Consider the following 13,029-nt stretch of genomic DNA (forward strand, 5'->3'; position numbering starts at 1 on the left):
GCCGTGTGATTCGATAACGGGTTTCGCCGATCGGGCATCGTCGACGCGCGCGGCGGTAGCAAGACTCAATTCCAGGGCAGTCGATAGACCCGCTCAGCGGTCGCTGTAGCGGCCAGCGCGAGCTCTTCGGGGTCTTGTCCACGCAGCGCCGCGAGGGCCCTGACGGTGTAGGGCAAGCAGTAGGGCTCGTTCGGTGCGCCACGGTAGGGATGCGGTGTCAGATACGGCGCGTCCGTTTCGACGAGCAGCTGATCGTCGGGCACGAGCTTGGCCGCCTCGTGCAATTCGCGCGCGTTCTTGAAGCTGACGGTCCCCGAGAAACTCAAGATGTAGCCGGCCTCGACGCATGCGGTCGCCATGTTCGCGTCCGAGGAGAAGCAGTGGAAAATCACTGTCTGCGGAGCGCCCTCGTCGAGCAGCACCGCAAGGAGATCGTGATCGGCCTCACGATTGTGGATCATCAGCGGTTTGCGCAGCCGCTTCGCGAGGTCGATGTGCCAGCGAAAACCCTCGACCTGCTCGGCGATATCCGCGCAGCCTTCGAGCTTGCCCGGCCAGTAGTAGTCGAGACCGGTCTCTCCGACCGCAACGGTCCGGGGGTCGCGGGCGAGCCGCTCGATTTCGGCCTTCGTCACGTCGTCGAGCACGTTGGCCCTGGTCGGGTGGATCGCGACAGCGGCAAACACACGCTTGTCCCACTGCGCGGCGTCGACAGCGAAACGAGCTGCGGCGAGGTCGTCGGCGACGGTCACGACCCGACCGACACCGACGGATTCGGCACGGTCGACCGCGGCACGAACACCGTCCGCATCGACCGCGCCGCACGCGTCGAGGTGGGTATGGGCGTCGACCAATGGCGCCAACGGCTCTGGCAGGTCAGGTGCGGGACGGTCCGACTTCACGCCGATTACGATAGGCGCCACCATGAGCGCATCTGACCGACCTGCCTTCTACATCACAACAGCGATCGCGTATCCGAACGGTGCACCGCACATCGGACACGCCTACGAGTACATCTCCGCCGATGCACTCGCCCGCTTCAAACGGCTCGATGGCTTCGACGTCCGCTTCGTCACCGGCACCGACGAGCACGGCCAGAAGGTTCAGCAGTCGGCACGCGCTGAAGGCATCTCCGAAGCCGAGTTCGCAGGCCGCAACTCCGACGTGTTCGAGAACTTGGACAAGGCGCTCGGCATTTCCTACGACCGCTTCATCCGAACCACCGACGCCGACCATCAGCTCGCAAGCACGGCGATCTGGGAGCGGATGCTCGCGAACGGCGACATCTACCTCGATACCTACGACGGTTGGTACTCGGTGCGCGACGAAGCGTTCTACGCCGAAGCCGAGACGACGGTCCAGGGCGACGGCACCCGCGTATCGACGGAAACGCAGACGCCGGTCGAGTGGACGGAAGAGGCCAACTTCACCTTCCGCCTTTCGGCCTATCAGGACAAGTTGCTCGCGCTCTACGCCGAGCACCCCGAATTCCTCGAACCCGCAACGCGCAGAAACGAAATCGTCAGTTTCGTCAAAGGCGGACTGCGCGACCTGTCGATCTCGAGGACGACCTTCGACTGGGGTGTGCCGGTGCCCGGCCACCCCGATCACGTCATGTACGTCTGGGTGGACGCGCTCACCAACTACCTCACCGCTGCGGGCTTCCCCGACACCGAATCCGAAGCGTTCAAGCAGTTCTGGCCCGCGGACCTACACATCATCGGCAAGGACATCACCAGATTCCACGCCGTGTACTGGCCTGCGTTCCTGATGTCGGCCGGGATCGAACTGCCGAAACGTGTTTTCGTACACGGGTTTCTGTACATCAAGGGCGAAAAGATCTCGAAGTCGGTCGGCAACGGGGTCGACCCGATCGCACTCATCGAGGAGTACGGCCTCGATCAGCTGCGCTTCTTCCTGCTGCGCGAATTCTCCTACGGCCAGGACGGCAACTACAACCACGACGCGATCGTGGGCCGAATCAACACCGACCTCGCCAACGAACTCGGCAACCTCGCGCAGCGCTCGCTGACCATGGTCGCCAAGAACCTCGGCGGTGTCGTCCCGACGCCAGGTGAGTTCAGTGCCGAAGATCGCACGATGCTCGACCTCGCCGCCGGTCTGCTCGATCGGGTCCGCAAGGAATTCGACAGCCAGGCAATCCATCTCGCGGTCGACGCGATCTGGTCGCTGCTCGGTGAGACGAACCGCTACTTCTCGGCCCAGGCGCCGTGGGTGCTGCGCAAGACCGATCCGGCCCGTATGGAGACGGTGCTGTACGTGACGCTGGAGATAGTCCGCACCGTCGGCTTCCTCGTTCAGCCACTGATGCCGGAATCTGCGAACAAGATCCTCGATCTCGTCGGCCAGGATCCAGATCACCGACAGTTCGCAGATCTGGCGACACCGCTCGTGGCGGGCACTCCCCTGCCTGCGCCTGCGCCGGTCTTCCCGCGCTACGTAGAACCCGAAACCCCGTAGGCGGCTTCGCCGCTCGTGAGTCTTTTTGGAGGTCGGGCCCTCCGAAAAGACTCACGAGCCGCGTAGCGGCCTAGCTTGTCGGTGACATGCGGCACACTCCCCGCATGACTAATAGAACATCAGTTCGAGGGCTGCACTCCGTCGCTTCACCAGCCGACGGCACCTCCGTGCTCGACGCTCTTGCGGGCGCATACGAACGGGGTTGGCAGCCCGCCGACATCATGCACGCGACCCGGCGATCACTCGGCGCGGGCGAGGTCCGGCTCGCGGTCTGGGCCATTCGGTACGAGGCCGCCATGTCGAAAGCCGAGGATCGTGCGCCCGAGCAGTGGTTGCGGCAACTGCGCGCTATCGCCGAGATCGAAGCACGACCCGGGCCCGACGGCTCCAGCTCGCTGCAACGAACGGCGGTCACCCAGCTGTGGCGCTATCTGCCGCGGCTGGCCCCGGAATGCGCGCGGCCATCGACGTGGCCGGAGCGCAGAACCGAATCGACCGCGCCGCGGGTCGGCGTCGATCCGAAGGTGCTCGCCCGCATCCGCGCGTTGCTCGCAAAGGCAGAATCGACCGAATTCGCCGAGGAGGCGGAGACTTTCACTGCCAAAGCGCAGGAGTTCATGACGAAGTACGCGATCACCGCCGCTCTACTGCAGGCGAATGCCGACACGTCTGCGGCCGCGGACGTCCATACCCGACGTGTCCACCTGGAGTCGCCGTACGTGAAGGAGAAGGCGCTGCTGCTGTCCGAGATCGCGTCGACGAACAGGGTCAGGACCGTCTGGTTCGACAAGCTGGCGATCGCGACCTGCGTCGGGACGGCGATCGACCTCGAGCAGACCGAATTGCTGTTCACATCACTGCTCGTTCAGGTAACCCGAGCGATGGCCGACGCGGCACGACGAGCGGTCGACAGCGGCGACTCGGGGTCGGTGGCATCGTTTCGGCGGGCGTTCCTGTACGGCTTCGCCGTGCGAATCGGTCAGCGTTTGCGAATGACCGGCACCTCGGCAACGGCACAGGCCGCTGCCGAAGCAGATGTTGCGGTCAGCGCGGTACTTCCCGTCCTCGCTCGCCAAAGTGCCGCGGTGGACGCAGAATTCGAGCGGTTGTTCCCGGCGACCAAGCCGACGCGGACAGCTCCCGTCGACTCCGCCGGGTGGTATGCGGGCCAGGCCGCAGCCGAACGCGCATCCCTACGCGGCAACGACCACGTCGAAGGACGACGACAGGCAGGCTGAACCAGCGCCTCAGCGACCGCGGCGCGCCTCGAGCACAGCTTCGTAGAGTTCCCGCTTCGATACCCCCGCGGTCGCTGCTTGCGCGCACGCATCTTTGAGACCGACACCCAGGGTGACAAGTTCCTCGACGCGATCGACAAGATCCTCGGGGTCCTTGGGAGTCAACTGCGCGCCGGCAAGGACGACGGTGATCTCGCCACGCACGCCATCCTGTGCCCACACGACCAACTCCGAAAGGGTGCCTCTGATTACTTCCTCGTAGGTCTTGGTGAGCTCACGGCACACGGCGGCCCGTCGGTCCGCGCCGAGCACCGCGACCGCGTCGGCCAAACAATCGGCCAACCGGTGCGGCGCCTCGAAGAAGACGCACGCCCGCTCCTCGTCGGCGAGCGTCGAGAACCAGGCCCGGCGCTGACCCTGCTTACGTGGCGCGAAGCCGTCGAAGCAGAACCGTTCGACGGGCAGTCCCGACACCGCCAGAGCAGTTGTGACCGCGGACGGGCCCGGCAGACAGGTGACGGGCAAGCCCGCCTCGACACAGGCGGCGACAAGTCGGTACCCCGGATCGCTGACCGACGGCATCCCGGCATCCGTCACGAGCAGGACCGTCCGCCCGGCCCGGACATCGTCGAGTAGCGAAGGAATCTTCGCGACCTCCACGTGGTCGTAGAAGCTGACCATCCTGCCGGTAATGACGATGTCCAACGAACGGGCCAGCTGTTTGGTCCGGCGGGTGTCCTCGGCGGCAACGACATCCGCCGTCGCAAGAGCCTCACGCAACCGTTCGGACGCGTCGCGAACCTCTCCCATCGGCGTACCTGCAAGGACAAGTCGGCCAGTCGCCGCCTCGACCTGCGCGTTCCCGCCCGTGCCCTGCTCCGCTCGATCGGTTCCCATTCCGGACAGCATACGATCGGGTACGTGACCAAGCTGACGGACGAGCGCCGGTGACCGCCACCGCCGTCACCGATGCGGTCGACGATCGTCCGAAAGCAAGCCCCGGACCCGTGTTGCCCGCCTCCGAGTTCGGGCCGACCGACACGGTGCGCGGCTGGATGGTCACCGCCTTCATCACCGTCGTTGCTGCAATCACCAGGTTCACGATCCTGAACTACCCGACCGACGCGGGCACACCGGTTTTCGACGAAAAGCACTACGCGCCGCAGGGCTGGCAGGTGCTGACAGGCGGCTGGATCGAAGACAACCCCGCGTACGGATTGGTCGTTCATCCGCCCGTCGGTAAACAGTTGATCGCGGTCGGCGAGGCCCTGTTCGGTTACAACGGCTGGGGCTGGCGATTCTCCGCCGCGGTCGCGGGCACAGTGCTCGTACTGCTCGTCGTTCGCATCGTTCGCCGTATGTCACGTTCGACGATGATCGGCGCGATCGCCGGCATCCTGATGATCGCCGAGAGCGTCACCTTCGTATCGGCACGCCTCGGCATGCTCGACATCTTCCTCGCGGTCTTCGTCGTCGCCGCACTAGGTTGTCTCGTCGTCGATCGAGATCAAGTGCGGCAGCGTCTCGCCGTCGCAGCGGCGCAGGGCCGTATCGGTGTCACCGCGGCGGGACCTCGACTCGGCGTGCGCTGGTGGCGGTTCGGTGCGGGGGTTCTGCTCGGTCTTGCCTGTGGGACCAAATGGTCGGGCGTGTATTTCGTCGCGTTCTTCGGCATCGCGTGCGTTGCGCTCGATATCGCTGCCCGACGTGCGTACGGAGTCCGAAAGCCGTGGCGAGGCACAGCCATTCGCGATCTCGGCCCCGCGTTGTATGCACTCGTCGTGATCCCGATCGCGGTCTATCTTTCGACGTACTGGGCGTGGTTCGCCAGCGAGACAGGCATCGACCGTCATGCCGTCGGAACGAAGATCGGCGCCGACAGTGCCTTTTCGTTCGTTCCGGATGCGGTGCGATCGCTCTGGTACTACAGCGGCAACGTCCTGCAGTTCCACGAGGAACTCACCAATTCGGCGGGCAACCGACACCCATGGGAATCCAAGCCATGGACATGGCCGATGGGTCTGCGGCCGATGCTGTACTACTACGCCGACGGCGACAACGTGACCGGCTGCGGTCAGACCAGTTGCGTCAAAGCCGTGATGCTCGTCGGTACGCCTGCCATGTGGTGGCTCGCATTCCCTGTCCTCGCCTGGGGCCTGTGGCGCTGGCTGGTCGGCAGGGATTGGCGCTACGCGCTTGTCCTGACCGCATACGGCGCGGCATTGCTGCCGTGGTTCCTCACCCTCGATCGCCAGATGTACTACTTCTACGCTGCCGCGCTCGCGCCGTTCCTCGTGATGGGGTTGGCGTTGACGCTGGGTGACATTCTCGGCAAGGCCGGAAACGGCGACGAACGCCGAGCGACCGGTCTGCTCGCGGTGTCTCTGTACATCGGCGTCGTCATCGCGAACTTCGTCTGGCTGTGGCCGATTCTCACCGCGCTGCCGATTTCGACGACGATGTGGGAACAGCAACTCTGGCTGCCGAGCTGGCGCTAGCGTCAACCCTGCTTAACCTCGAACGAGCGCCGTCTCGACCAACGCGACGGCGTCACGATCGGCGAGGCCGAGCCGCCGGATCTCGGCGACGTACGCCGTCGCTGCCCGACCAGCGAGGTCTCGCGTCGGGTCACCACTCGAGCTGATGAACGAACCTTGCCGTCCACGGGTCTCGATCACCGCATCCTGTTCGAGCTCGCGGTAGGCCCGAGCGACGGTGTTCGCAGCCAGTTTCAGCTGCTCGGCGAGCTTGCGGACCGTCGGAATCTTGGTTCCCGCAACGAGATTGCCTGCCCGAACCTGATCGATGATCGCCAGTCGCAACTGTTCGTACGGCGCCACTGCCGACGAGTTGTGATCGATCGCAATATCGAACGGGGACGCAACGTTTCCAGGCCGCGAGACATTCGGATCAGTAGGCACGCACCACACCCTCCCAGACTTGCGGCCTGACCCCAGACCGCCGTCCCATCTCAGCACGTCTGCACGATCAGTCGTCTGCAAACCACGAACGTGCGGACTCGGTCGCCGATTCGCGGCTGTCCCCGAGTCCGACGACGAGGTTCAGCAGCATGGGTTGGAGCACGTTGCGAACACCTGATTCGGGCGGTTTGAAATAACCCGCCAGTTCGAGGACCACGTAGCCGTGCAGCGCACTCCAGATCTGAGCCGCGATCGCCACCGGTCCGAGTGCGTCGAGTCGTCCGGCTTCGACGGCCCGGCGGGCGGCTTCGACGATGTAGTCGTAGGTGTAGCGCCCGGTCTGCAAGGTGTCGTCGGGACTTCCGCGGTAGCCGCCCAACGACGCGGACCCGAACATCACGACGTACAGGTCCGGGTTGGCGCGTGCGTTCGACAGGTAGGCAGAGAAGACCCCACCGAGGTCGGCGACGGGGTCGTCGGTCTGTGGGACCTGGTCGAATTCGACGGCGAGCCGCGCGAATCCTTCGTCGACGACGGCCTTGATCAGGTCCGGCATGGACCCGAACTGGGAGTAGAGGGTCATCGTCGAGGTGCCTGCCGCTGCTGCAACTTTTCGGGTCGACAGGCCACTCGGGCCTTCGGAAGCGAGCAGGTGGGCGGCACTTTCGAGCAGGCGCACGTGCATGGGCGATTCGGTTCGGCGGGTGGCCATCGCAATGTTTCTAGCACGATAAGTGCTATATCACTGTTATATCGATGCAATAATGGTGGCAACTTCCTACGAAGGGGCTCCCATGCCAGAGATCGTCGAGCGTGCCGATGTTGTGATCGTCGGTTCACGCTGCGCGGGTACCGCAATGGCCGCACCACTCGCACGGGCCGGCCGCAGCGTCGTCGTGCTGGACAGGGCAGCATTCCCGTCCGACACCCTCTCGACACATGTGCTGTTCCCGATGGGAGTCAGCGAGGTCGCGAAAATCGGTGCCCTCGACCGGATTCTCGCTCTCCAACCGTCTCGCATGACGCATCTGCAGATCGACTTGCTCGGAGCGGGACGCACCGAGAAATTCCGCGAGGTCGACGGAATCGACTACGGCATCAGCGTTCCGCGGGTCGACCAGGACGCAGCGCTGCTGGCCACAACCCGCGACGCCGGAGCAGACGTGCGGGAACAATGCGCCGTCACCCGGATCGTCCGCGACAACGGCCGCGCCATCGGCATCGAGTACACCGATCCCGCCGGAACCACGCGTCAGATCCGCGCCAACCTCGTCGTCGGAGCCGACGGCCGGCATTCGACCGTCGCTCACCAGGTCGGGGTCTGGGAGCCCTACCGCCGTTCCCGCAACGGCCGGGGCATGGTCTTCCGGTACCTGGACGATCCTGCGGCCGACACCACCTGGGCGTCGACGCTGTGGGAAGGCCGAACCGAGGACACCATCGCGTTCGCATTTCCGTGCACACCGAAGGGTCGGCTGCTCGTCCTCTTCATGGGCCCGCGAGCGGAGGTTGCCGAAGCCCGCGCCGACGGCGAAGCCTATTTCGCACGCAAGGTGTCGGAGTTCCCGATCCTCGCCGAACGGATCGCCGGCGCCCGGAATCAATCGAAAATCCGTGCAACTGGCCAGACCCACGCGTACTTTCGCCGCTCGTCCGGTCCGGGCTGGGCGCTGATCGGCGATGCCGGTCACTTCAAGGACCCCGTGCTCGGCCAGGGCATGCGCGACGCAATGTGGATGGGCCGACGACTGGCAGAACATGTCGTCGACGTACTCGACGACCCGAAGGCGCTCGACGACGCGACCCGCGCATGGGAACGCGCCCGAGACCTCGAATGTTTGCCGACCTATCACTACGGCAATCTCGAGACCCGCATCCCTGCTGTGCCGCCGGAGATCCTTGCCGCTGTGGTGAACGGCGTCGGCGGTACCGAGTTGTCCGACATCCACCAGCGTCTCGTGAAGCCGCAGGGCGTCTACACCGTCCCGCGCCTGGTACGGGCGATCTTCTCCGCCGTCCGCCAGCGCGGACCTAGCCCACGAATGCTGCTCGAGTTCGGCGAACTTGCCGCGACCGAACTTGCTATCCGTGCCGAGTTACGCGCCGCGCAGTCCTATCCCGGCCGCATGCCCGGCCTCGGAGCGGTGGTCGGTGAGCACAGCGACGACGAGCCGTGGAGTCGCCCGCCGCGCGAGACCGAACGACGAGCACACCGAAACGGCCCGGTCGACGCCATCGTCACGCGGACCTCGGCCGCCGGACCCGACGTCGACATACTCGACCTTGCCCGCGTCGACGGCCAAAAATGGCCCGCATGGGAGCCCGGCGCGCACATCGATCTGCATCTTCCATCGGGCAGGGTCCGCCAGTACTCGCTGTGCAGTTCGGCTGAGGACGAGCTGATTCTTCGGATCGCCGTGCTGCTCGAACCGGAGGGCAAAGGCGGATCGGTGGAGATCCACGACCTAGCCGATGGATCTCCCGTGCGGGTCGGTGGCCCACGCAACAATTTCGCGATGCAGGACGCGGCGGAATACCTGTTCGTCGCGGGCGGGATCGGCATCACTCCGCTGCTGCCGATGATTGCGAGTGCGTCCGCCGCAGGCAGGTCGTGGCGGCTGCTCTACCGTGGCCGTGGCGTCGACCGGATGCCGTTCGGCGCCGAACTGGCCGAACGACACGGCGACCGCGTGACCTTGAGCAACGCCGAACGCGACCCCCGACCCGACATCGAGGGCATGATCGCTGAACTCCCGAGCGGCGCAGCCGTGTACTGCTGTGGGCCGAACGGACTGATGGATGCCGTCGTGGATCTGGCCTCGCACCGCGACGACATTTCCGCGCACATCGAGCGCTTCGTACCGACCGTCAAGAAATGCGGTGCCGACACTCCCTTCTCGGTCGCACTCGCAGCGTCGAAGACGACGGTGACCGTGCCGGTCGGGACGTCGATGCTCGACGCACTGCGCACGGTCGTCGCCGACCTGCCTGCCTCGTGCGAGAACGGACTCTGCGGCAGTTGTGAAGTTGCCGTGCTGCGCGGTCGACCGGACCATCGCGACGACATCATCGCGCCAAGCGAACGGTCGAGAACCGACATCACGTACCCGTGTGTGTCCCGCTCGTTGGATCCAGAACTGACAATCGATGCGTAAGGAACGACGGATGCCTCGCACCATCACGGTCGCCGCAGTCCAGCCTGCACTGCAGGTGGCCGATGTGGACAACAACCTCGCGCGACTCGACGAGCTGATCAGGGACGCCCATCGAACGCACAATCCGGACGTCATCATCGTGCCGGAAGCCGCGTCGTCGCCGAACGTCCACCATCCGGCTATGCGCACCGTTGCCCGCCCCGAACGCGGTGCGCCCTACGAACTGCTGACCGGTCTCGCCCGCGAACTCGGGATCGTCGTCGGCGGTGGCTATCTCGCCGAACGAGACGGCGATGCTTACGGTCACTACGTGCTTGCCGAACCCGACGGCACCGTGAACTCGCACGACAAAGACATCCCGACGATGTGGGAACAGAACTTCTACGTCGGCGGCAACGACGACGGTGTCGTCGACAGTCCAACGCTCGGTTCGGTCGGGTTGGCGTGTGGCTGGGAGTGGGCCAGATACGGGACGGCAGCGCGACTGCGCGGGAGGGTCGACGTGGTACTCGGCGGCATGTGTTGGCCGACGACACCGCAGAATTGGGTCGGTCCGTTCGGCTGGTGGGGCAACCGCGAACACCTGCAACAGATCGAACTGGCCCGACCACTGCCCGGTCAGGTCGCTCGACTCGTCGGGGCACCCGTCGTACATGCCAGCCACGTCGGACCGGTCACCATGTACCTGCCGGGCCTACCGAAGGTGCCGTACCGAACCACCATGCTCGGCGAGACGCAGATCGCCGAACGTGACGGCACGATCCTCGCTCGACTGTCCGAACGCGACGGCGAGGGGCACATCGCCGCGACGATCGAGTTGGCACCGCCGGAGCCGATCGACGAGATCCAGGATCGTTACTGGATTCCCGATATGACCGCGTCCGTGCGCGCCACCTGGGATGTCGCGAACCTGCACGGCAAGGTGAACTACCGCATGCGCAAGCTCGTCGGGACGCACATCAGCCGTTAGGCAGCAAGCTGCCTGATGCTGTCCGCGATCGACGTCGACCCTCCGGTCAACATCAGCGTCATGCCGATGGTGGCGGGTGCGTCGAGCAGTTCGGCAACTACCGCAGCGACATCGGCACGAGTCACCTCGCCCTTGTCGAGTGGTGGTCGCGAGAGCGTCACGAGGCCGGTGGGTGCATCGTCGGTCAGCAGACCCGGACGCAGGATCGTCGTGTCCAACTGTTCCCGCGGCCTGACGTCGTCCTCGGCAGCCGTCTTCGCGGTGATGTAGGCCGTCCAGGTCTCGTCGGCGCCTTCGGGAACGGGTTCACCGGCACCGAAGCTGCTGATCTGCACATACCGCCGGACCCCGGCAAGTTCGGCCGCATCGGCGAGCAACACGGCGGCACCGCGGTCCACCGAATCCTTGCGGGCCGCACCACTTCCCGGACCCGCCCCGGCGGCGAAGACAACAGCGGTTGCATCCGCGAGGGCCTCGGCAAGCTGTGCCGCTGTCGCCGATTCCAGATCGAGCACCACCGGCGTCGCACCCCATGCGGCAACTTCGTCCGCGTGCTCCTGCTTGCGAATCAGCGCGACGGCGTGATCGCCGCGCGCAGCAAGTATTTCGATGAGGTGATGGGCGATCTTTCCATGACCACCTGCAATAACGACGCGCTGGACCGGCACTCGAACCTCTTCCACAATGCACAATGTCAACCATGGCGACGACTGCGATCATCTATCACAATCCCCGATGCTCTACCTCTCGCACCGTACTGCGAATTCTGGAACAGGCGGGCGTCGAGACGGAAGTTGTGAAGTATCTCGACACGCCGCCCACCCGCGACGGCCTTCGCAAACTGCTCGACGACGCTGGACTGCGGCCCTCGCAAGCGATCAGGAAGCGCGAGGCCATCTATTCCGAACTCGGGCTCGCCGACGCCGACGACACGGCACTCATCGACGCGATGGTCACCCATCCGATTCTCATCGAACGTCCGATTGTGGTGACGGCCAAGGGAACTCGGCTGGCACGGCCGGCCGAGACCGTGCGCGAGATTCTGTAGTCAGACCAGGTCCCTCGCAATGGGGCACGACATACACCGCGGACCACCGCGGCCCGAGCCGAGTTCGGAGCCGGAGATTCGCAGCACCTCGATACCCGATGCCTCCAGCCTTCTGTTGGTTTCGACGTTGCGTTCGTAAGCGACGACAACGCCGGGTTCTATTGCGAGCGTGTTGTTTCCGTCGTCCCACTGCTCGCGTTCGGCGGTCACACGATCGAGGCCGGTATCGATCACGCGCAGCTTCCCGATGCCCATCGCAGCCGCCGCGGCCTCGAGAAAGGGGGTCGGGCCGGTGATCTGAACGTCGGGATCTGCGCGCTCGATCACGAACGCCGACAACGACTCTCGGATAGCGGGATACATCACGACGGCGTCGACGTCGACCATCGTGCACACGGTGTCCAGATGCATCGTCGCCCGGGTCTGTTCGATCGGCACGACCAGTACCGTATGCGCGAGATCATCGTCGAAAAGACTGCGCGCCAACGCTTCTGCACCCGCCGGCGTGGTCCGCTCCCCTACCCCGACCGCGACGACCCCAGGCGCGAGCAACAGTACGTCCCCACCTTCGACCGGTGCGGTGTGCGATTCGTAGGCACGCCGGACGCCGAGAAACCTGGGATGGAACGCGTAGATCAGATCGGTCAACGATGCCTCCCGAACCCGTGCGCGCAACGCGAGTGCCGTGATGGCGACCCTGGCACCGATCCAGAACGACGAATCACGTGTGAACAGCAGATTCGGTAGCGGGTCGATCACGAAGTCGACGCCGTTGTGCATCCGCCGGACCAGCGACTGCGCACTCGGTCCGATCGGCAGTTCGTCGAAGGTCATACCCGCGGTGAGCACGGTCGCAAGGTCTGCGGGCGCGATGCCACGCAGGTACACGGCAAGCTCCGTCGCGAGCGGTCGGCCAAGCCGACGAACGTCGACGGCTGCCGAGATGCCTTGCATCCGTGCAGCTCCACTACCTGCAAGCGTTTCGGTGAGGATGTCGGACAGCAGCAAGACCTCGACCCCGCGCTCGCGAAGCACAGCTGCGAAAGCGTCGTGTTCGGCTTGTGCCCGCTCCACCCAAGGCAACCCGTCGAAGAGCAGTTGGTCGTTGTTTCGCGGGGTCAGCCGCTGGAGTTCGGCACCTGGTCGATGCAACAACACCGCCCGCAATCGGCCGACCTCGGAGTCGGCTCCGAGCGCGAGATCATCCGCGTTCATG

Annotated in this window: 12 protein-coding genes; 6 read left to right on the plus strand and 6 right to left on the minus strand. The window is 65.1% G+C overall.

Annotated features, from left to right (window positions below):
* Positions 1-65: 65 nt before the first annotated feature.
* The gene (locus JGU71_RS16645; RefSeq protein WP_199705408.1) at positions 66-902 is read right to left on the minus strand and encodes a TatD family hydrolase; all 837 of its coding nucleotides are present in this window, start codon (positions 900-902) and stop codon (positions 66-68) included.
* A gap of 22 nt (positions 903-924) precedes the next feature.
* Here JGU71_RS16645 and metG point away from each other — a divergent pair, with 22 nt between their 5' ends.
* Positions 925-2,481 (plus strand): methionine--tRNA ligase, encoded by a 1,557-nt coding sequence (metG, locus tag JGU71_RS16650; protein ID WP_199705409.1) that lies wholly within the window; start codon positions 925-927, stop codon positions 2,479-2,481.
* A 104-nt stretch (positions 2,482-2,585) separates the two neighbouring features.
* Positions 2,586-3,719: a DUF2786 domain-containing protein gene (locus JGU71_RS16655; protein ID WP_199705410.1), complete on the plus strand. Its 1,134-nt coding sequence runs from the start codon at positions 2,586-2,588 to the stop codon at positions 3,717-3,719.
* A gap of 9 nt (positions 3,720-3,728) precedes the next feature.
* On the opposite strand, the gene rsmI is transcribed toward JGU71_RS16655, so the two are convergent.
* On the minus strand, positions 3,729-4,616 hold the full coding sequence (gene rsmI, locus JGU71_RS16660; protein WP_199705411.1) for a 16S rRNA (cytidine(1402)-2'-O)-methyltransferase: 888 nt from the start codon (positions 4,614-4,616) through the stop codon (positions 3,729-3,731).
* 50 nt (positions 4,617-4,666) lie between these two features.
* On the opposite strand from rsmI, the gene JGU71_RS16665 reads away from it, so the two are divergent.
* A complete protein-coding gene (locus JGU71_RS16665) occupies positions 4,667-6,217 on the plus strand; it encodes a dolichyl-phosphate-mannose--protein mannosyltransferase (RefSeq protein ID WP_307829688.1) in 1,551 nt (516 codons plus the stop codon).
* Positions 6,218-6,229: 12 nt separating this feature from the next.
* Here JGU71_RS16665 and JGU71_RS16670 read toward each other — a convergent pair whose 3' ends face one another.
* Complete coding sequence (locus JGU71_RS16670) at positions 6,230-6,640, minus strand: GntR family transcriptional regulator (protein WP_199705412.1); 411 nt, start codon at positions 6,638-6,640, stop codon at positions 6,230-6,232.
* A 67-nt stretch (positions 6,641-6,707) separates the two neighbouring features.
* Positions 6,708-7,352 carry a TetR/AcrR family transcriptional regulator gene (locus JGU71_RS16675; protein WP_199705413.1) on the minus strand — a complete coding sequence of 215 codons (645 nt, stop codon included), beginning with the start codon at positions 7,350-7,352 and terminating at the stop codon, positions 6,708-6,710.
* A gap of 82 nt (positions 7,353-7,434) precedes the next feature.
* On the opposite strand from JGU71_RS16675, the gene JGU71_RS16680 reads away from it, so the two are divergent.
* Complete coding sequence (locus JGU71_RS16680; protein WP_199705414.1) at positions 7,435-9,795, plus strand: FAD-dependent monooxygenase; 2,361 nt, start codon at positions 7,435-7,437, stop codon at positions 9,793-9,795.
* A gap of 10 nt (positions 9,796-9,805) precedes the next feature.
* A complete protein-coding gene (locus JGU71_RS16685) occupies positions 9,806-10,765 on the plus strand; it encodes a carbon-nitrogen hydrolase family protein (protein ID WP_199705415.1) in 960 nt (319 codons plus the stop codon).
* On the opposite strand, the gene JGU71_RS16690 is transcribed toward JGU71_RS16685, so the two are convergent.
* On the minus strand, positions 10,762-11,433 hold the full coding sequence (locus JGU71_RS16690) for an NAD(P)H-binding protein (protein ID WP_199705416.1): 672 nt from the start codon (positions 11,431-11,433) through the stop codon (positions 10,762-10,764). The genes JGU71_RS16685 and JGU71_RS16690 overlap by 4 nt on opposite strands.
* 32 nt (positions 11,434-11,465) lie before the next feature.
* Here JGU71_RS16690 and arsC point away from each other — a divergent pair, with 32 nt between their 5' ends.
* Positions 11,466-11,813: an arsenate reductase (glutaredoxin) gene (gene arsC, locus JGU71_RS16695; protein WP_199705417.1), complete on the plus strand. Its 348-nt coding sequence runs from the start codon at positions 11,466-11,468 to the stop codon at positions 11,811-11,813.
* Here the strand turns inward: arsC and arcA are convergent, their stop codons facing one another.
* Complete coding sequence (gene arcA, locus JGU71_RS16700) at positions 11,814-13,028, minus strand: arginine deiminase (RefSeq protein WP_199705418.1); 1,215 nt, start codon at positions 13,026-13,028, stop codon at positions 11,814-11,816. It abuts the gene before it with no gap.
* Position 13,029: the final 1 nt, after the last annotated feature.

The sequence above is a fragment of the Antrihabitans stalagmiti genome, assembly GCF_016482825.1.
Classification (GTDB): Bacteria; Actinomycetota; Actinomycetes; order Mycobacteriales; family Mycobacteriaceae; genus Antrihabitans; species Antrihabitans stalagmiti.